The sequence below is a fragment of the Cohnella massiliensis genome, from assembly GCF_900169535.1.
GTDB classification, from domain to species: Bacteria; Bacillota; Bacilli; order Paenibacillales; family Paenibacillaceae; genus Cohnella; species Cohnella algarum.
The window spans coordinates 982,467-1,003,383 of sequence record NZ_LT821258.1; the positions used below are offsets into that span (position 1 = coordinate 982,467).

14 protein-coding genes and 2 CRISPR repeat arrays (1 of these 16 running past the window's edge) are annotated in these 20,917 nt (G+C 54.3%); of the genes, 3 read left to right on the forward strand and 11 right to left on the reverse strand.

Going from position 1 to position 20,917, the window contains the following annotated elements; translation table 11 throughout:
- A CRISPR array of direct repeats spans nucleotides 1-824; the repeat unit is 33 nt; unit sequence GTCGCATCCCGTACGGGGTGCGTGGATTGAAAC; it begins 893 nt to the left of the window's first position.
- Between the two features lie 623 nt (nucleotides 825-1,447).
- The 11 genes from B7E11_RS13955 to B7E11_RS14005 all read right to left on the reverse strand — a co-directional run bounded on the left by B7E11_RS13955 (nucleotide 1,448) and on the right by B7E11_RS14005 (nucleotide 15,379).
- Nucleotides 1,448-3,160, reverse strand: a complete 1,713-nt coding sequence (locus B7E11_RS13955; RefSeq protein WP_080835336.1) for a methyl-accepting chemotaxis protein — start codon at nucleotides 3,158-3,160, stop codon at nucleotides 1,448-1,450.
- A gap of 66 nt (nucleotides 3,161-3,226) precedes the next feature.
- Nucleotides 3,227-4,453 carry a M20 family metallopeptidase gene (locus tag B7E11_RS13960; RefSeq protein ID WP_080835339.1) on the reverse strand — a complete coding sequence of 409 codons (1,227 nt, stop codon included), beginning with the start codon at nucleotides 4,451-4,453 and terminating at the stop codon, nucleotides 3,227-3,229.
- A gap of 26 nt (nucleotides 4,454-4,479) precedes the next feature.
- Entirely contained in the window at nucleotides 4,480-5,463 is a 984-nt protein-coding gene (locus B7E11_RS13965) for an ABC transporter ATP-binding protein (RefSeq protein ID WP_080835341.1), read from the reverse strand.
- Nucleotides 5,450-6,451 carry an ABC transporter ATP-binding protein gene (locus B7E11_RS13970; protein WP_080835342.1) on the reverse strand — a complete coding sequence of 334 codons (1,002 nt, stop codon included), beginning with the start codon at nucleotides 6,449-6,451 and terminating at the stop codon, nucleotides 5,450-5,452. Before B7E11_RS13970 ends, B7E11_RS13965 begins: the two co-directional genes overlap by 14 nt.
- 41 nt (nucleotides 6,452-6,492) lie before the next feature.
- Nucleotides 6,493-7,413, reverse strand: coding sequence for an ABC transporter permease (locus B7E11_RS13975; RefSeq protein ID WP_080835345.1), 921 nt, complete (start codon nucleotides 7,411-7,413; stop codon nucleotides 6,493-6,495).
- A gap of 27 nt (nucleotides 7,414-7,440) precedes the next feature.
- Complete coding sequence (locus tag B7E11_RS13980) at nucleotides 7,441-8,394, reverse strand: ABC transporter permease (protein WP_139787184.1); 954 nt, start codon at nucleotides 8,392-8,394, stop codon at nucleotides 7,441-7,443.
- Between the two features lie 63 nt (nucleotides 8,395-8,457).
- The gene (locus B7E11_RS13985) at nucleotides 8,458-9,909 is read right to left on the reverse strand and encodes an ABC transporter substrate-binding protein (RefSeq protein ID WP_245809715.1); all 1,452 of its coding nucleotides are present in this window, start codon (nucleotides 9,907-9,909) and stop codon (nucleotides 8,458-8,460) included.
- Between the two features lie 502 nt (nucleotides 9,910-10,411).
- Nucleotides 10,412-11,320 carry a DMT family transporter gene (locus B7E11_RS13990; RefSeq protein WP_080835351.1) on the reverse strand — a complete coding sequence of 303 codons (909 nt, stop codon included), beginning with the start codon at nucleotides 11,318-11,320 and terminating at the stop codon, nucleotides 10,412-10,414.
- Between the two features lie 12 nt (nucleotides 11,321-11,332).
- A complete protein-coding gene (gene ald, locus B7E11_RS13995; RefSeq protein ID WP_080835356.1) occupies nucleotides 11,333-12,472 on the reverse strand; it encodes an alanine dehydrogenase in 1,140 nt (379 codons plus the stop codon).
- 33 nt (nucleotides 12,473-12,505) lie between these two features.
- Complete coding sequence (locus B7E11_RS14000; protein ID WP_080835359.1) at nucleotides 12,506-13,963, reverse strand: CoA-acylating methylmalonate-semialdehyde dehydrogenase; 1,458 nt, start codon at nucleotides 13,961-13,963, stop codon at nucleotides 12,506-12,508.
- A 33-nt stretch (nucleotides 13,964-13,996) separates the two neighbouring features.
- Nucleotides 13,997-15,379: an aspartate aminotransferase family protein gene (locus B7E11_RS14005; RefSeq protein WP_080835362.1), complete on the reverse strand. Its 1,383-nt coding sequence runs from the start codon at nucleotides 15,377-15,379 to the stop codon at nucleotides 13,997-13,999.
- 234 nt (nucleotides 15,380-15,613) lie between these two features.
- On the opposite strand from B7E11_RS14005, the gene B7E11_RS14010 reads away from it, so the two are divergent.
- From B7E11_RS14010 to B7E11_RS14020, 3 genes are all read left to right on the forward strand, one after another.
- Entirely contained in the window at nucleotides 15,614-17,269 is a 1,656-nt protein-coding gene (locus B7E11_RS14010; RefSeq protein WP_080835367.1) for a PucR family transcriptional regulator, read from the forward strand.
- Between the two features lie 465 nt (nucleotides 17,270-17,734).
- Nucleotides 17,735-18,176: direct repeats of the CRISPR family, unit length 33 nt; unit sequence GTCGCATCCCGTACGGGGTGCGTGGATTGAAAC.
- Nucleotides 18,177-18,496: 320 nt separating this feature from the next.
- Nucleotides 18,497-19,966, forward strand: coding sequence for an IS1380 family transposase (locus B7E11_RS14015; protein WP_080835370.1), 1,470 nt, complete (start codon nucleotides 18,497-18,499; stop codon nucleotides 19,964-19,966).
- A gap of 210 nt (nucleotides 19,967-20,176) precedes the next feature.
- On the forward strand, nucleotides 20,177-20,890 hold the full coding sequence (locus B7E11_RS14020; protein WP_425430068.1) for a Fic family protein: 714 nt from the start codon (nucleotides 20,177-20,179) through the stop codon (nucleotides 20,888-20,890).
- Nucleotides 20,891-20,917 lie beyond the last annotated feature (27 nt).

Consider the following 20,917-nt stretch of genomic DNA (forward strand, 5'->3'; position numbering starts at 1 on the left):
TACGGGGTGCGTGGATTGAAACATAGCCAATAAATTGGGAATGTCGTTGCAAGGTTGTCGCATCCCGTACGGGGTGCGTGGATTGAAACGGCTGGGCACGGGCCTGTTCGGCCGAGTACCGGGTCGCATCCCGTACGGGGTGCGTGGATTGAAACATCGCCTCTTTGATGATGTTGTACTGCTTCGGCGTGTCGCATCCCGTACGGGGTGCGTGGATTGAAACGTGCCCGCCGTCAGCGTCGGAGCCGTTACGCGGTAGTCGCATCCCGTACGGGGTGCGTGGATTGAAACGTGTCCATTGCGGCCAGCGCGTTCTCGCCGCCCGTCGCATCCCGTACGGGGTGCGTGGATTGAAACGTTATGGCGTATCACGAGGACGACGAGAATCGAGTCGCATCCCGTACGGGGTGCGTGGATTGAAACACATAGGGAGAGGCCAAGGACATGAGGCATACCGCGTCGCATCCCGTACGGGGTGCGTGGATTGAAACTGCTCTGCAGAATGCTTCCAGAGAGCTGCCGCAGTCGAATCCCGTACGGGGTGCGTGGATTGAAACATAATCCGTGGACCGGGGCACAGGGTGACGCTAAGGTCGCATCCCGTACGGGGTGCGTGGATTGAAACTGGTATGCCTCGTAACTTGCGGCCCCTTCGACCGGTCGCATCCCGTATGGGGGGCGTGGATTAAAACACGTTGAAGGTTAGGGATCTGTCTCATAAAGCTGTCGCATCCCGTATGGGATGCGTGGATTGAAACGTACCCGTGTCGTCCTCCACTTGCTTTTGCCATGTAGCATCCCGCATGGGATGTGTGGATTGAAACGTAACGAATACGCAGGTCAGAAGGTAACGGGGATGCCCCGGAGCGATGCCAGCGCACGCTGTACCGTCAAATCTGGGAAGACCTGTCTGAACGAGAAGTACAGGTCGATCCAGCGGATGAGGCGATTGTCCTGGCGGGTGGCGCTATCCACCCGAATTCCAGATTGTGCATCGCCGTCTTCAATCGTTCGAATACCGCCTCTTGCGGTGCATAATCCAGAGTAATAGCCGCGGCTAACGATATCAGCAATGGTCAGTGCATCTTTCGGATCGTTCTTGGATGGACTGTTGTTACGATTTTCCTTAGAAAAAGGCTATTTCTCAGTCCCCTGCAGGAATGTTTAACCTTCGGAGAGCGATTCTTATTTCCGAAAAGCTTGAGCCGAGTTCTTAAGTTTTCTCTTTACTCATGATCGCGAAGAACCGCAAGGATGCAGGCAGTTTGATGCAGAAGCAACAAGTCTTCGAATACAGATTACTTGTTGCTTTTTACATCTGTTACGCGCTAGTTACGCGTTTAATCGGAAGTTCAGGCAGAAGCCGTATGGGGCAGAAAATACTGCGCGGAAATCGAGCAATGTGAACTCGGCTTGATAAACGGCGACCGTTATGCAACCAAGCCGACTATACTTTAAAAACCGCCAGCCTGTCCCGCATCCTCTCCGCTAGTTCGGCAAAAGATTTGGCCGAGCTTGCGACATCTGCCATGACGGCCAGTTGCTGTTCGCTTGCCGCAGACGTCTCCTGACTGGAAGCCGCTCCCTTCCGGGCGACTTCGGTTACGGCGTCCATCGCTTCGGCGATTTTCCGACCTCCGGCGGCAATTCCGGATATCGCCTCCGCCACTTCCCGGACTCGATCCCTCATCTCCGCGACGGAACCGTCGATCCAGGCGAACTCCCTGTTTACGCGCTCGGCCAAAACGACGCCCTTTTGCACGCTTTCGTTACCTGCGGCCATCGACTCCGACGCTTCCGAGACCCGGTTCCGGATTTTCCCGATCAGCTTGCCGATTTGCGAGGCGGAGGAAGCCGAATCTACGGCAAGCTTGCGAATTTCCGCAGCCACCACCGAGAAGCTCTTGCCGCTCTCCCCCGCGCGCGCCGCTTCGATTGCCGCATTGAGCGCCAGCAAATTCGTTTGTACCGCAAATTCATTGACCATGCCGATGATTTTGCCGATTTTCTGCGAGTCGGCCTCCAATTCGGCAAGCGTTCGGCCCGTCCGCTCGACAAAGACGGCAATTTCCCGCATCTGGCCGGCTGCCTGCCGCACCGATTCCGAACCGCTACGGGAGGAATCGGCCGCATTTCCGGCGCTTCGGATCATTTCCATCGCCTGGTTGTCGATTTCCCGAATATGTTCGTTGATGCGAACGATCTCCTCGTTTGCCCGCGTTACGCTGCGCACCTGCTCCTCCGATCCTTCGCTTAATTCGAGGGTCGCGGCGGCAATGACCTCGGACGCTCGGGAGGTCTGTTCGGCCCCGTCCTTCAACCGTTCGGCGTTCACGGAAAGCGTAATCGCATGGGCGTTGACTTCGGCCGCCAGCCTGCGAATGGAATTCGTCATGGCATTGAACCCGGATGTCATCCGGCCAAGCTCGTCCCGGGATTGGTAAGTTCCAATGACGGTCAAGTCGCCTCTCGAAGCTTGCATCATCCGTTGTCCGATTTCGGCAAGCGGACGAGTGATCATAGCGCTAATGATCCAGCTAAGCAACCCGAACAGCAGAATTGACAAAGCGACGGAGCCAAGGATGATCGATTGCGCCCGATCATTGCTTCGTTCGTTTTCCCGGATTAGCTGCTCGGCCATTTGCTCGTTCGCTTCGGCTATTTCCGCCAAAATCCGGTTGATATCGTTTTGTAGCGGCTGGACCGATGCGATATAGAACTGATAGGCTTCCTGATTCCGGTTCTGCGAGGAAAGAAACCGCACGTCGCCCTGTTTGGTCATATATGCGAGCCGGACTTTGTTGAAGCTTTCCAGCCGTTCGACGAGATCCGCCGACCGTCCCTGTTCCCGCAAGCGATTGTACAATTCCGTCACCTGTGCCGTTCGGTCCCGAATTATGCTCTCCAGTTCCGTTCTGCGGTCTGCCTCGGTTGAGAGGATGATATCAAACGTATAAGCCTGAATTTCAAAGGTCAGCTTTTGAATTTTCTCCACCCATCCTGCGGGCTGCATGACATCCGAGTACATGTGATCGGCGTTGCGGTGAACCGAATTCATGTACGTAAACCCGACGGATCCGACGACGATCAGGAAGAACAGGGACTGACCGAACAGAACCGTCATTTTTTTTCGAACCGACAAGTTGCGCAGAAGCCGCATGCTCTATCCTCTCTTTTCCGTCACATACTTTGGTCGTCGAACCGGGACCGCCCCGAATCTTCCCTATCAGCCGTTCAAAAAGTTTAAGGCAGCGGCGGCGTAAATTTTGGCCGTCTCCACCAGCTCGTCGATCTCGACGTATTCGTCCACATGATGGGGAATTTCGCGATCGCCCGCTCCCGTCGTCACAATCGGAATGCCCTCCAAATGGAGGAATGTTCCGTCGGTTGCGCCCGGTACGCCGTTGTATTCCGGCTCTTTGCCAGTGATCGTGCGGTACGCATCCGCAATCGCCACGACGACGGGGTCGTTCCGGTCGGTTAGCGTCCAGGGACGTTCTTCGATCACTTCCAGCGTTGCCTTGAAATCCTTGTCCTCGGCTTCGAGCCTTTGCAGGATCACTTCCATTTGCTTCTTCAGTTCCGCATGCTCCTGCCCCGGAACGGTCCGGATGTCGAGCGCGGTCATGCAGGTCTCGGGAACGACGTTGATTTGCGGCTCTCCCTTGACCGGGCCCATCAGAATGGTCGGCGTAATGCTGGGCCAACCGAGCATCGGATGCTTGCCCAGCCGCCGCTTCTCCGCTTCCTCCAGCTTCTCCAGTTCGACGATGATGCGAGCCATTCTCGTATTGGGGTTGATGCCCGTCAACGGCATCGCTCCGTGCGCCATTTTGCCGAATGTCTTGATAATGACCCTTATTGCGCCTTTCTGGGTAATGCACAGCTGGTTTTCCTCCGGCTCGCAAATAATGGCGCCGTCTACGCCCTTTGCCCAACCGCGCTTGATGAAATCCTTAATTCCGATCATCAACCCTTCTTCATCGCAGGGAATGCAGAGCAGAAGCTTTCCCTTGAATGGCAAGCCCGACCTCTTGACGGCAAGTACAGCCGCAATTGCGGCGGCCAGGTTTCCTTTCGTATCGCAGGAGCCTCGGCCGTACAGCTTGCCATCCTCGATTTGGGCTCCGAACGGTTCATAGGTCCAAGCATCCAGATCTCCTTCGGTGACGACGTCGGTATGCCCTTCGAACAACAGCGTTTTGCCGGGAACGCCCGAATCCAGAAAGGCGATGACATTCGGACGGCCGGGAACGACTTCTTCGTAATGCACGGTGAGCCCATTTTGGGTTAAATACTTCCGGACGAACGCCGCCACCTTCTCCTCGTTGCCGTCTGCCGTACCGGGCCGGTATACGCTGTCGATTCGTACTAAAGATTGCGTCAACGCCACCAATTCCCCGGCATCCACAAATTCCGCGACCCGTACGGCCGGCGATTTCGTCTCTTTCACAGTTACGTCACCCTTTATAAATGGATTTAATATAAGTGGCAGGCTACCAGATGATTCGGTGCTTTCTCCTCAAGCGCGGGACGTTCGGCTTTGCATCGCTCCGTCGCGAAAGGACAGCGGGTGTGGAACACGCAGCCGGACGGAGGGTGCAAAGGCGAAGGAATGCTTCCTTTCAGTACGATTCTTTCCTTTTTGGCAGCGGGATTCGGGATCGGGACGGCCGACAGCAACGCCCTCGTATAGGGGTGCTGCGGCCGGGCAAACAGCTCGTTCGTCGGCGCCTTCTCCATCATTTGCCCCAAATACATCACCCCGACGCGATCCGAGATGTGCCGGACGACGCTCAAATCGTGAGCGATGAAAATATAAGATAGTTCGTAGGCTTCCTGCAGTTCCTGGAGCAAATTGATGACTTGGGATTGAATGGACACGTCGAGCGCCGAGACGGGTTCGTCGCAGATGACGATTTTCGGCTGTACCGCAAGCGCGCGGGCGATGCCGATCCGTTGCCGCTGGCCTCCGGAAAATTCGTGAGGATACCGGAAATACTGATCCTCGCGCAAGCCCACCCGATGCAGCAGTTCCATCGCCATCTCCATCCGCTCTCGCTTCGTTCCGATGGCGTGAATGCTCATCGTCTCCTCCACCGCGCGTCCTACGATTTGCTTCGGGTCGAGCGAGGAGTGCGGGTCCTGGAACACCATCTGGATGTCCTTGCGCGCAGACTGAAGCTCCCTTCCCTTTAGTCGAAACAGATCCTTTCCCTTGTACAGCGCCTGTCCGCCCGTCGGTTCGGTTAGCCGAACGATCGTCCGGCCGGTTGTGCTTTTGCCGCAACCCGATTCTCCTACCAGGCCGAGCGTCTCACGCTCGTTGAGCGTAAACCCGACATCGTCGACGGCCTTGACGAAGCCTTTGGCACGCCTGAAAGTTCCGCCGATCGGATAATATTTTTTGACGTTCTTGACCTCGAGCAGAGGGGGAGCGCCCACCGTTTCAAGTTGCGGCATGCCGTCCGACCTCCTCCGGTACAATGGATTCGTAGTTCCAGCAGCGCACCTTATGCGCCGACCCGGTCAGTTCGGGAGCCGATTCCCGGCAACGATCGGTGGCATATTCGCACCTAGGCGCAAACCGGCAGCCGGACGGAACCTGGGTTAGCGGGGGGACCGTCCCCCGGATCACATACAACTTCTGGGAACGGTCGCCCTCAAGGCTCGGTACGGACTTCAGCAAGCCTTTCGTATAGGGATGAAGCGGATTCGCGAACAGATCGGCTACCGTTGCCTCCTCCACGATTTCCCCCAAATACATGACGATCACTCGCGTACATACTTCGGCCACAACGCCAAGATCGTGCGTGATGAGGATGACGCTCATGTTGATCTCCCGCTTCAATTCCTGGATCAGCTCAAGAATTTGCGACTGGATCGTGACGTCCAGCGCCGTCGTTGGCTCATCCGCGATCAGCAGGCTTGGCTTGCAGGCGAGCGCGATTGCAATCATCGCCCGTTGCCGCATTCCTCCGGACAATTCGTGGGGATATTCGCGTATCCGTTTTTCCGGCGATGGAATTCCCGTCAGGCGCAGCATCTCGACCGCCTTTTCCATCGCTTCTCTTTTACCGAGCTTCTGGTGAATGACGATCGACTCGGCGATCTGATCGCCGATCGTATACACCGGATTGAGCGAAGTCATCGGGTCCTGAAAAATCATCGAAATTTCGTTTCCCCGAATGTCCCTCATTTCCTCGTCGGAGAGCGCCAGAAGGTTTCGTTTTTTATACCGGATTTCGCCCCCGTAGCGAGTAGTCTTCTCATCCAGCAGCCGCATGATGGACTCGGATGTGACGCTTTTGCCGCACCCGGATTCTCCGACCACGCCGAGTGTTTCCCCGGGCATCACCTTGAAGGAAACGCCGCTTACGACCGTGACAGGCCCGCTCTCCGTCGAGAACGTCGTTTTCAGATCCTTAAGTTCCAACAGCGGTTCAGTCAAGTTTGGATTCCCTCCAATCGCTAAGAGCTTGCCAACGCACGCTACTTTCGCGTCTTGTTCGAATAGGGGTCAAGCAGATCCCGAAGCCCGTCCCCAAAAAGGTTCAGCCCTAAAACGGACAACAAAATTAACAATCCCGGAAATACCGTCATCCACCAGGCGGTGTAAATGACAACCTTGCCGTCGTATAAAATGTTGCCAAGGCTTGGGCTCGGCGGAGCGATTCCCGCCCCGAGAAAGCTGAGCACTGCTTCGATCAGCACCGAGACGGCAAACGTATACGTAATCTGGATAATGAGAGGCGATACCGTATTGGGCGCCATATGAAGCCATAGGATCCGCCAGGAGCCGGCTCCCTGCGCTTTGAGGGCTTCAATATAAACCTGTTCCTTTACCACCAGGGCGGCGGATCGGACCACCCGGGCGACGGTCGGTATGCTGATAATCGACAGGGCGATGACAACATTGACAAGGCTTGAGCCCAAGGCGGCCGTTAGCGCAATCGCCAGCAAAATGCCGGGAAATGCCATCAATCCGTCGCAAATCCGCATTAGAATATGATCCAGCATTTTATAGTAAGCCGAGTATAGCCCGATCACGGTGCCAACGATCGTCGTGACGAGCGCAACGGAAAAGCCGACGACGATTGAAACCCGGGTGCCGAAGACGACCCTGCTGAACACGTCTCTGCCGAAATTGTCCGTGCCGAAAATGTGCTTCGCGCTTGGCGGCTGCAAACGCTGCGCAGCGTCCATTTCATAGGGGCTGAACGGCGCCAGCGCCGGAGCAAACAATGCGACGAGCAGCAACGAAGATATAACCAATCCTCCGATGACAAGAAGCCGGTTCGACCAAAATCGCCCGAAAATCAATGACCGCCTTTCCCGATGGAGCCGCTTCCTCGCATCGGCAAACGACTTCCGATCCAAAGCTGTTTCCGTCTGCAGCGTTTCTGCATTCATATAAGTCACCTCTCTTCCGCAGGGAATTCAAGCCTTTCGGTTTACCCGCACTCTCGGGTCGATGACTCCGTAGAGCAAATCGACCGTAAGGTTAATCAGCACATAGGAGGCGGCGATCATGAGCACGACCCCTTGCAGAACGGAATAATCCCGCTGGTTGATCGAATTGACGAGCAGCGATCCGAGACCGGGAATGTTGAACACCGTTTCGGTGACGACCGCGCCGGCAACCAGCGTGCCGAAAGATTGTCCGATGACGGTCAAGATTGGAATAAAAGCGTTGCGCAGCGCATGCTTATAAACGATCAGAATGTCCTTGACACCCTTTGCCCGCGCCGTCTTGATGTAATTCATGCTAAGCACGTCCAACATGGACGAGCGGGTCATCCGGGCAATCAGGGCCGCCTGAATGAAGCCCAGCGACAGCGCCGGGAGAATGAGGTAACGCAGATGCAGCCACAAGCCATCACCCGGTTGCCGATATCCGGCAACGGGAAGCCAGCCGAGCTGGACTCCGAAAAACAGGGAAAGCAGCAGGGCGAGAAGGAAGCCCGGAAGGGAAATCCCAAGCAAGGATACCGCCATCACCGTCTGGTCGACGACGGTCCCCCGCCTTCTGGCCGCTACAATGCCTGCCGGAACGGCGATCAGCACAGATATGCCTTGGGCCAGAATCGACAGGGAAAGCGTCGGGCCGAGATGATCGAGGAACAGTGTGAGGACCGGTCGCTTGTAAAAAACAGAAGTGCCCAAATCGCCTTGAAACACGCCGGCAATCCAATCGGCAAATTGCAGGGTCAGCGGCTGATCCAGCCCCAGCTCGTGCTCAAGCCGGGCGACATCTTCGGGGCTTGCTTGCGGCCCCAGCATGACGGCAGCGGGATTGCCCGGGGTCAGATGAATGATAAAAAAGACAACAACTGCAACAACCAGCATAACCGGAATCATGGAAAAGAGGCGTTTTGCCAGGTAAAGGACCAATCGAATCCTCCTTTCGCTTGTCCGATTGATACCGAAGGGCCGGCATCAATCGAACGCTTGTCGTTACTTCACGAGATAGGTGTTCCAGAAAAGCGGGCCATTAAAGTCCTTAAAGCCCTGCACCTGCGACGATGTAGCCGTTACCTGCAGATAGTGGCCGAGAACCAGCACCGGATTTTCCTTCCAAAATTGGGCTTGCAATTCGGCGAATGCGGATTTAGCCTCGTCCTGGTTCGCTGCCGCCTTGATTTCCCCGATCAACATGTCCAGCTCCGAACTGTTCGTCCAGCCCGGCCAATTCGTTTTCGAGTCGAGGAAAGGGAAATTAAGCGGCGTTCCACTTGCCGGAAATCCGGTAAAGAACATATCCCACTGATCCGGTTTTGTCCGGCGATCGAGCAGCGTCGACCAATCCATGACGTCAAGGACGGCGTTCATGCCGATTTCCTGCAATTGCTGCTGTGCCGCGACGGCCGAATTGTACAACGTGGAGTAATCCCTGGTCGTAATGATGCGGACCTCTTTCCCGTCGTATCCGGCTTCTTCAAGCAACTGACGGGCAAGAGCCGTGTCGTGCTTCCCGTAATCCTCCTTGCCAGCGTCCGTGTACCAGGCGGTTTGCTCCTCCAGCATCAGTCCGGGATCGAGACGGTAATAATCGGGTCCGGTGAAAGAGGAAGTCATAATCGCATTTTTGTCCAATGCCGCGTTTACCGCTTGCCTCGCTTTTTCGTTCGAAAAAAGTCCTTCCTTCTTGTTGAACACAAGCGTCTGCAAGCCAAAGGGATACAAAATTTGCGTTACGTCGGGGTTGCCGTTGATCTGAGGCAGCGCGTCAAGCGATACCTGCGGAACGAAATCGTATTCTCCGCTAAGCAGTCCGTTGATTTGCGTGGATGGATCCGGGACGTAATAAAAATACAAGTCGTCGAGAAGCGCCTCTTTCTTGCCCGTCAATCCGTCCGGGGGCGTCTGGAGCGGCTCGTAATCTTCGAATCTCGTGAGGCGAAGGTATTGATTCGGCACCAATTCAGCGAATTTATAGGGCCCCGTTCCGACGAATTCGGTAACCCCCGAAGCGTCGGCCGCCTCCACGATTTCTTTCGGCATAATTGCGGGGAACTGCTGCATTTCCGCAAGAGCGTACATCAGGACATACGAAGGAGTTTCGACATTCAGAATCACAGTATAGTCGTCAGAGGCAACCCACGTCGAATCGCCGAGATTCGCTTTGGCAGTGGAACCTTGCTGCCACTTCTCCATAGAAGCAATTACGTCCTCCGCCTTCATCTCCTTGCCGTTGTGGAACTTCACTCCCTGTCTCAACTTGAAGGTAACCGTTTTGCGGTCGTCGCTGATTACGTACGACTCCGCGAGAACAGGGACGACTTCGTATTGCGAATTGAGCGCCACGAGCGGCTCGTATATTTGCCGTGCCGGATGCGTCGTGGCGTTGGCCGTCGTCGTGTGCGGGTCTAGCGTTTGCGGCAAGGAGCCGTAGGCAATCCGAAGCATACCTCCGGATTGGGGGGAGGATGATGCCGGGGACGTCTCACCCGAGGATGCTGCGCCGCCATCGGCGTTCGGGGAATCCGAGGAACTGCATCCGGCCAACGCGAGGGAGATCAGCAAAACAAGCGCAATCCAAAACGACCATTTCTTTTTCATAGTCCCACTCCTTGTTTTGTCTTTTTTGCCTGAGCCGACGAACGGTTGCGCATAGCGAAGGGCAAAGTTTCAGCTTTCTCGCGTCAAATGAACCTCACATTTCCATTCGGCCTTCGACCCCTTTTATGTTATAAAATATGACTTAAAATAATCGGAACGGAAGGAATCCAAAATCCATTCCAATCATATGTAAAGTATATTAACAACAAAAAAGGTCGTGAAGTTACTAAGTATACGATGTTGTGCCGGATTTTTGTTACATTATGTCGACTGCGATCCCGGCTTCAAAAACATCAAAAAACTCCGTACCGGAAAAGCGGTCTTTTCCGGTACGGAGTTGCAACGTTGGTTAAGTTCCCGGCGACGAATGCTGCGTCCGAATCCCGTGCGGCGCCATCGTCGTCAACCCGACTCCGGCTAGCGCCAGAGCAACGCCAAAGAATTGGCTGTAATGAATGGTTTCTCCCGCCAGCGCCGAAAATGCCATCGTCGAAATCGGGACTAAATTGAAGAAAACGGAGGTACGATTGGCCCCTAAACGCTCTATCCCCTTGTTCCACCATAAATAAGCCAGAAATGTGCCGAATACCGCCATGACTCCGACCGCCCCCCATACCTGAGCCAATTCGCCTGGCGCCTTCACCGACGACGGGGGAGACGCGAACGGAAGAAAGCACAGCGCTCCGAACAGCATCGTCATAGCTGAGGTGGCGATAGGCGAACTGCCGTGCAAATATTTTCGCCCCAGCACCCCGTACAATGCCCAGCAGGCATTCCCCGCGAGCACAAGAAGGTCTCCCGCCGAGACGGAGCCAAGCTCGCGAAACGATCCGCCCGTGATCACGAAGCTTACGCCGGCAAACGCCGTTCCGATGCCGAGCGCCTGCCTTGGCCGGATCCGCTCCCGCAGCAGCAGGGCCGACAATAGCACCGTAACGGCGGGATTGGTTGCCGTAATGAGGGAAGCGTTGATTTCGGAGGTCTGTCGAAGACCCGAGAACACGAGAAAGTTTGTGCAAAATATGCCGGTAAGACCGATGACGGCATACCTGGGCCAGTAGGCCCGAACCTGCGATAAAGCATTTTTCTCCAATGTGAAGAAATAGACGACGATGCAAGCCGACGCCAGCAAAAAGCGCCAGGACGCTAACTGAACCGGTTCCATCAATCCGATATTCCATTTGGCCAAATTGAAGTTCAGTCCCCAGAATACGGCAGAACCGGCAAGCAACGCATAAATATAACCGTTTCTTTTCATGCGGAAGCCCGCTTATCCGGGGACCGAATCGCCGGCTGCCCGTTCGTACGCTTCGTTCAAGGAGACATAATGAAGTCCGTGGGCTTTGGCCACATTTTCATTGGTTACGAATCCGGCAGCCGTATTGAAGCCCCTAGCGAGCGCGGAATTGCGGGACGCCGCCGCCCGGCAGCCCGCTTCGGCGATTTGCAAGGCGTACGGAAGGGTAACGTTTGTCAGAGCGAGCGTCGACGTTCTTGCGACCGATCCGGGGATGTTGGCGACCGCGTAATGGATGACGCCGTGCTTGACGTAGGTCGGATTGGCGTGGGTCGTAATCCGGTCGATCGTTTCCACGGACCCCCCTTGATCGATGGCCACATCGATGATTACCGAGCCCGGTTTCATCAGTCGCACCATCTCCTCCGTCACTAACCGCGGCGCGCGCGCGCCGGGAATGAGGACCGCTCCGATGAGCAGATCCGCCTTGGCCGAGGCTTCGGCAAGATTGTAAGGATTGGAAATCAACGTTTTCAATCTGCCATCGAACCGTTCGTCCAACTGGCGGAGGCGTTCCGGATTAATATCGAGCACGGTCGTGTCGGCTCCCATGCCGACGGCCATTCTGGCCGCGTTCAGACCGACGATACCTCCCCCTACAATGACCACTTCAGCCGGCTGTACGCCCGGAACGCCGCCGAGAAGAATACCCTTTCCTCCATGCGAATTTTCAAGATATTGCGCTCCAAGCTGGATGGACATTCTACCGGCCACCTCGCTCATAGGTGCAAGCAACGGAAGCGAACCGTTGTCCAGTTGGATCGTTTCATAGGCGATGGCGGTTGTCCCGCTATCGACCAACGCCCGAGTCAGTTCCGGCTCCGGAGCAAGATGCAAATACGCAAACAAAATCAGATCCTTGCGGAAATAGTCGTACTCCTCGCGCAGCGGCTCCTTCACCTTCATGACCATCTCGGCCCCCCACGCCTCTTTCGAGCTCACCATCTCCGCGCCAGCCTTCAGGTAATCCTCGTCGGCAAAGCCGCTTCCCGCCCCGGCATTCTTCTCGACGAGCACCCGGTGTCCTCCGGCCCTTAACATTTCCGTTCCGGCCGGTGTCAAGGCTACACGATTCTCATTGTTCTTGATTTCCTTCGGAATTCCGATAATCATCGTCCGCCCGTCCTTTCGTCTCCCTTATGTCTGTTACCATCGGGCCGTCAGCATTTTCTTTCTCGTATAAAATTCGACGCCGTCGGAACCGTTGGCGTGAAGATCGCCGTAAAACGATTTTTTCCACCCCGAGAACGGGAAAAACGCCATCGGAGCCGGCACTCCCAGATTAACGCCAAGCATGCCGGCATCGATCGTTTCCCGAAAGACTCGAACATGGCTTCCGTTCTGAGTGAACAGGCAAGCGCCATTGGCATACTCCGACCGGTTCGCGATCGCAATCGCCTCCTCCAGACTTTCGGCACGCATGAAGGACAGGACAGGAGCGAAAATTTCTTCCTTCCAGATCGACATGTCCGTCGTCACCCCGTCGAACAGGGTCGGACCGACGAAATAACCCTCGCCTTTAAAAGCGGCATCCTGCCGTCCGTCCCGAACGAGGGTCGCTCCTTCGAGCTCTCCCTTTCCGATATAGCCGACCGTCCGCTCCTTGTGCGCTTCCCGAATGACCGGTCCGAGAAAAACATTCCGGTCCATCCCGTTTCCGATCTCGATCCGGTCGGCCGCCTCCTTTAGCCTGGCCAGCAGCTCGCCCGCCACATTTCCAACCGCAACGACGACCGATGCGGCCATGCAACGTTCTCCGGCCGAACCGTAGGCGGCATTGATAATTTGCTGCACCGCCAGATTCAGATCCGCATCCGGCATAACGATCGTGTGGTTTTTGGCCCCGGCCAGAGCTTGCACCCGTTTTCCGTTCGCCGAGCCCGCCGTATAGACGTACTTGGCTACCGGTTCGGATCCGACGAAGGTGATCGCTTTAACGTCCGGATGGGCAAGCATCGCGTTCACTGTCTCGTGCCCCCCATGCACGACATTAAGCACGCCGTCCGGCAGCCCGGCCTCCGACAGCAGCTCCGCCAGCCGGTTAGCCAGCAGCGGCGTTCGTTCGGAAGGTTTCAGTACGAACGTATTTCCGCAGGCGATTGCCAACGGGAACATCCAACAAGGCACCATCATGGGAAAATTAAACGGCGTTATGCCCCCGACGACGCCGATCGGATAGCGATACATTCCCGATTCAATGCCTCCTGCGATGTCCGGAAGCTGCTTACCCATCATCAGCGTCGGAGCCCCTGCGGCGAATTCCACGCATTCGATTCCCCGTTGCACCTCTCCATATGCTTCCTGATAGCTCTTGCCGTTTTCCAGCGTAATGATTCTTGCAAGCTCTTCCCAATTGTCGACTAGCAGCTGTTGATACTTGAAGAGAAGGCGCGCCCTGCGCGGTACCGGCGTTCCGGACCAGTCCGCGAAAGCCGATTTGGCCGTTTCTACAGCCCGGTCCAGTTCCCCTGCATCCGAAAGTGGTACGTAGGCGATCGTTTCCCCTGTGGCTGGATTAAACACCGGCTCATGCCGACCCGTACTGGCTTCCGCCCAATGACCGCCGATCAGGTTTTTAAGCACTTGCACTTCCGTCCTCGACATCCTTATCCTCTCCATTCCTTCCGATTGTCAATTCTAAGCAAGCAGCGCCAACGATTGCCCAAGCGCCTCGACGACATGCTCAAGTTCCTCATCCGTCGTCACAAACGGGGGACACAGCGTTAGCACATTGTTAAAGCCCGGAACGGTATCGCTGTTTTTTCCGATCAACACCCCTCTTTCCTTGCAGCCGGCGATGACCTTCGCCAGTTTCTCGGGGGCAGCAGGTTCCTTGCTCTCCTTGTCCTCCACCAACTCGATGCCCGCTATAAAGCCGAATACCCGAATGTCTCCTACATTCGGATGGAGTCGGAGGCCCTCCAGCAAAACCGCAAGCTTTCGGCCCATCTCCGCAGCACGCTCAACCAGCCGTTCGTTCTCGATAATCTCCAGATTTTTAAGTGCCACGGCGCATGATACGGGATTTCCACCAAACGTATTGACGTGGCGAAAATGCCCGTTATGGCCGCTCGCTTTAAACGCTTCATATATTTCGTCCCTGACCGCAGTTGCCGACAAAGGCGAATAGGCGCTGGTTATCCCTTTCGCCATCGTGACGATGTCCGGACGAACGTCAAAATTCTGGTGGCCGAAACGTTCTCCGGAGCGACCGAAGCCGCATATAACTTCGTCCACAATCAGCAGCACACCGTATTTGTCGCAAATTTCGCGGACCTTCCGCAAATAATCGGAATGAGGGACGAGAACGCCTCCGCCCGTAATGACCGGTTCCATAATGACACCCGCCACCGTTTCGACGCCTTCCCAGACAATCGCTTCCTCGATTGCCTTGGCGCATTGTAACTCGCACTGTCCGAGCTGTTGGCCAAAAGGGCAGCGATAGCAATACGGGGGCTGAACATGCTTGAATCCTTCTCCAAGCGGTTCATACTTTGTCTTGCGATGAGCTTGTCCGGTGGCTCCCAGGGCCCCCATCGAATTGCCATGATACGCCCGGTGTCGCGATATAAACTTGTAGCGCGTGCCCTGACCGTTCTGCTGGTGGTATTGACGAGCGATTTTAAACGCAACTTCATTAGCGTCGGATCCGGAATTGGAAAAGAAAATCCGGAAGCCCCCGCCTAGCCAGCGACTCACCTTCTCCGCAAGCCGAATCGCCGGAATGTGGCTATGACTTAACGGGACGTAGGCCAGCCGGGTCATTTGCTCGGCGGCTGCCCGGGCAATGTCCTCCCGCCCGTGGCCGACATTCACACACCATAAACCTGACATCCCATCAAAATAGCGGTTGCCGTCGATATCTTCGATCCATGAATCTTTGCCGGTGACGGCGATCATCGGATTCGCCTGATGAGGGGACAGGTGGTGCCATAAATAATGGGAGTCCATTTCCAGCAGCCGCTCTTTCCCCCATTCGTCCGAAATAGCTGCGTCCGGCCGGACCGTACGTTCTCTCATGCGTTCTCTAACCTCTTTTCATTTTCGTCTGACTTCTCGCGGAATGTTAATTGACGCGAGCGACACCTAACAACTTGGATCGTAAAGATATTCAAATCTTAACTCCACAACTCCGGAAGGGCATCATACATAATGGTTGATCTTCACGAGAAATGTCGTTACAATGTGTATGCTAAATGTCATATATTCTGTCATTAACATCTATGCTCTCAGATTTTAGAGGAGGGAGACTTCATGGAGACAGGAAAAACGCTTACCGTCGCGCAATTGCTGAAACGCCCCTTGTTCCAGCATGCTCGGCTTGTCGCCGGGTGCAAGGGGGTCGATCGGAAGGTCGGATGGATTCATATTCTGGAAATTTCAACCCCGAATCCTTCGACGAACCAGGACGACTTTATTCTGACGACGGGTCTCGGTTTCAATCATTTTGCCGATAATCGGCTCACGTATATGCAACAGCTGATCGATCAAAACGCTTCTGGATTATGCATCGAGATGGGGCCCTATTTCCCCGAAGTCCCTTCGGATATGCTGGAACTCGCCAACAGCTGCCAATTCCCGATCGTGATTTTTGAAACCCCCGTCCGGTTCGTCGATATTACCCAGGACGTGCATAGCCTATTGATTAATAAGCAGTACCAAATATTGAAGGAGCTGGAGCTCTATTCGACCAAACTTCAGCATCTGTCGTTGGAATCGACCAATATTCAATCCATTCTGCGTCTTTGCCATGAATACACCTCTTCACGGGTCGTCTATTATTCGCTCATCGAAAACCATCTATTCTTTCCGCCCGTACGCTCGGGAGAGGCGGAACGCCTAATCGGCCGCTATCGCGGCGAACTTGAAAAAAAAACGACCTATTCCCTAAGCAGTTCGCTTATTCCAGTGAACGACACCACCCGGGTCCTCTCTCAGCCTGTCGTCTGTCTGGGCCAGATCTTATCGTATATTGGCATCGTCATCGACGACGAGCCCCCGAACGATTTTACCGTACTGCTGCTTGACCATACCTGCAAAGCGATCGCTCATTTACTGCTGCGAAAGCTCTTTATCGAACAGAAAATGGCCGAAAGCCAGTCCCGGCTCATCAAGGACATTCTGGAGAACAGGGGCGGCAACGAAGAACATTTGCTCGCAAGAATCGGTTTGCAATCATACAAAAACGGAGGTTATCTCGTACTCGGGGGAATTATCGAAATAGAGCCCGATCCGACAAGCCTTGAGACGGGAGAAACGGAAGGAATCAATCAGGATATTCTGGTTATTCTTCGTTCGCTGTTATCAAAAAACGGGATTTATCATCTGTTGTTTGAGCAAAACAATCAAATCTTCATTCTTTGCATTAAAGATGCGTTTAAGAACGCAGCCTCCGTGCGTACTTTTTACCATACGATCCGGCAGACACTGGACCAGTTCAAGCACTCTATCCGATCCGGCAAGCCTGGTCAGATGAGAATTTACTGCGGATTCGGGAGTGCGGTACGCCGAGTGATCGACTCTCCCCAGAGCTTTCAGGAAGCGTTCAATGTCCTGTCGGTTGCCCGTGCGATTCCGAACAACGACATCAACCCCTTCTACGACGATTTGGGCATTTACCGTTTGATTAAAGGAATCTCCGACGAGAAGACGCTGTCCGCCTTTATTGACTATTACCTGGGGGCAATCATTACCCACGATCAAGCCAACAATACGGACCTTCTGCACACGCTGGAGCAATATTTGATGTGCATGGGGTCCAAACAGGAGACGGCGGAACGTCTGTTCATCCACAGGCAAACGCTGTACAACCGTTTAGATAAACTCAAAGAGCTGCTCGGGGACGATTTTCTTCAACCGGAAAAGCGAATCTGCTACGAAGTCGCGCTTCGGGCTTATGCTTTGGCTTAAATTATCTCGCCAAAAATAAAGAAATGGCGGCACTCGAAAGCTTTACCTTGTGTCGCCATTTCTTTCTTCGAAAGGCGTACGGTTTTAAAAAAATCAACCAGATCCACGTCGCGTTTTAGCATATCTGCAAGCCGTTGGGCCATCATAAAGCATTCATAGTCCGAAATTCTCCGGTTCGACAGATACGCTTTTCTTGGAAAAATAGGATTGTCATTGCAAAAGCGTGTAATCGTCTGAACCGAAGAGCCTCCTCTCTACCATAATCTCATTTTTGGCGGAATACGGCATCGCAAGTGCGAACCACCCTAAGCGCACATGATTTTCCCGGGAGATTCGCACCCCTTGATATGACTGGGATTTCGGCATTTTAGTATGAAAATCCACCTGTTTTTAAGGTATAATAAAGTGAGCTTCGCACTGAAGCGCTTGCAAACTCTTGCCGCTCAGGGGCTCCGCGGCCGCGCTGTCGCATCCCGTACGGGGTGCGTGGATTGAAACACTTGTTTATGCTGGCGATGATTATATGTGGTGGTCGCATCCCGTACGGGGTGCGTGGATTGAAACGCAAGATCAAGACGATCGTCGACGCGCTGAAGCAAGAGTCGCATCCCGTACGGGGTGCGTGGATTGAAACCTTCGACGCCGGCGTACGGCGCAGGGGCCGCTCCGTCGCATCCCGTACGGGGTGCGTGGATTGAAACATGAACGCTTCCGCCAAGGAGAAGGCTGGCATCCTGCGTCGCATCCCGTACGGGGTGCGTGGATTGAAACGATCTTGGCAGCGTGTTTGGTTGGGTGCATAAAGACGTCGCATCCCGTACGGGGTGCGTGGATTGAAACGTCCCGGGGATCAATTTCCTCCCAGTCAAGCGTCGTCGCATCCCGTACGGGGTGCGTGGATTGAAACGTGCAATGATTGGGGCCCATTTTGGGCCAAGAAGGCCGCATCCCGTACGAGAGACGCAAATTGAAACCCTGTCGCCCATCCGGTATTATCGGGAGTAGAATTAATTTTCTCCCCAAAGTGTAGGGAAGAGGAGGAAAATGATGTTTAAACATGAAATCGGAAAGTAACCTCGTCAAAAAGTGAAAGATCCAGGCCGTGACAGGTTTTTTCCGTCATAAGAAGTTGCTAATTTTTTCGCAAAATAAACAGGACACTGCATGCCTCTTGTCAAAGGTTAAACCACCACAGAATAACCGACGAGAGGGAGTGTCCTTAGCAACATGGTACCACAAGCAACGAACCATGCGCCAGAACAAAAAACACGCCGCGAACGCCGAATGGAAATTCTTGCGGAGCGTCGCCGAATCAAACAGATCGTGAAGAAGTTGAGACCGGTCACGTTCGACAACAACACCGTCACGGAAGCCGGTAACTTCCAGTTCCTCGCTCGATTCAAGGAACTCATCGGTCTGGATGCCCTGATTGAAGATCACTTCCATCTGGAGCAGAAAGCCAACTGTGTCTACCCGGCCTCTAAGCTTGTCGATCATTTGCTGGACTGCGCGCTGCTCGGCCTCACTCGGTGTGCGCATGTGAACGCGCTGCAGTCGGACCCAGGTTACCAGATCGTTACCGGTATCGAGCGCTTTCCTGACGGTAGGACCTGCCGGGGCTTCTGGAGCAAGCTCGCCTGGGGCCACTTGAGGCAGCTTGTCGGCGTAAACCGGGATGTGCTGGCTCGCCATGCTCGGATGGGTGAAAAGCGTCTGGTCTGGATCGACATCGACGATACAGTCATCACGCTATTCGGTGAACAAGAAGGCGCAACAAACGGCTACAATCCGCGTTACCACGGACGCCCCTCGTACAAAATCCGGGTTGCCTTCATCGCCGGAAGCGGCGAGCTCATCCACTTGCAAGTGAATCCCGGCAACACGAACGGCATGAAGGATCTGCTCTCGTTCGTTAAAGAAATCGAGGCGATGCTGCCGCCGGAATGGATCATCGAAGGCATCCGGGCCGACTGCGGCTTTGCCGATGACACTGTCATGGCGTACGCTGAAGAACGTGGGTGGCAGTACATCTTCAAACTGCCGAAGAAGGCCACTGTGAAGAAGGCCATTTCTTACCTTCAGCAGCATCCTGCGTTCTGGGAAACGCTGGCGGAAAAACAAGAGGACATCACGTTTGCGACCGAAGACGATCGTTGGGCTGCTGCCGACATCCCGATTCTCCTCACCAACTGGGAGAAAGCACGGCGCTGCGTCATCTACCGGGAAGCCCACGAAACCGAGCGTACGACCGATGACCAATTGACGATGGCGCTTACGACCTATTCCTTCCAAGCCATCGTCACGAATGCCGAACTCAAGCCTTTGCCGCTGCTTCGCTCGTACAACAAGCGGGCCAACATCGAGAATCGCATCGATGAATTGAAAGAAGGTTATGCGGTGGAGCAGAACAGCCAGCATTCCCTGCTCCGGAACTTGCTGTTCAGCTGGATCAAAGCCATCGCCTACAACGTGATGGTCTGGTTCAAACAGACGCTGATGCCGGAATCGCTCAACCGGTGCGAAGTCCAAACGATTCGCCGGACGGTGATCCGGGTGCCCGCCAATGTGGTCGGTTCCGGCCGATACCAGCATATCCGGCTTGCGCCGAATCCGACGCTCGCTGGCATCGTCGACACCATGCAACACAAGCTTAGAGCGTTGGCTGAACGGTTCATACTCGTTCAGCCAGTGGCATGACGGATCGATTCATCGCCTCAACATGACGAAATTGGAACCTGTAAAATCAGGGTCTTCTTTGGGTTTGCCCAAAAGCGATTAGCACTCCCGTCTGAAAGCAAGAAGATTCGAAATCCAGTCCCAAAACCCGCATCGAAACGGGGATTCCGCGGACAATGACGGGTTATCCACAGGCTTGAGTTATCCACATTCCGATTTCATGTTAAAACAATCGACCAAAAAAAACAAAAACTCGATTCCAAACGCCCCCTTCCCGTGCATACGCTTAACAGTATCCGAGAGCATTTAATTGTAAATTGGACCTATAATTCAAATGCAATCGAAGGCAACACTTTGACTTTATCCGAAACCAAGGTCGCTCTTGAGGGTATAACGGTCGGCGGAAAAACGATCAAAGAGCACCTCGAGGCCATCAACCACAAAGAAGCGATTGTCTATGTTGAAGAACTGGTCAAAAGCAACGAACCTTTCTCGGAATGGCAAATCAAAAGCATTCACGGCTTAATTCTAAAAGGCATCATGGATGATCAGGCCGGCACTTATCGGAAACAAAATGTACTGATCAGTGGCGCAAAGCACATTCCGCCGGACTTTAGTCATGTCCCTTTTTTGATGGAGCAGTTGGTTCATTGGATGGTTTCGCAAAGCAAGTCCTTGCACGCTATTGAAAGAGCGGCCAGACTTCATAGTGAGTTTGTAAAAATTCATCCTATTGTTGACGGGAACGGGAGAACGGCACGGCTGCTTTTAAATTTTGAACTGATGAAAAACGGATATCCCCCAATTGTCATTGAAAAGGAAAATCGTTTGGAGTACTATTCCGCTCTCGATGAAGCCCATACATCCGGAAATCCGGAAAATTTTGTCGCATTCATTTCGCAAAAAGTCGATCAAACCTTTGATTGGTACCTAAATCTACTCTGACTCCCCCAAAATGAAGTTAGGTATACC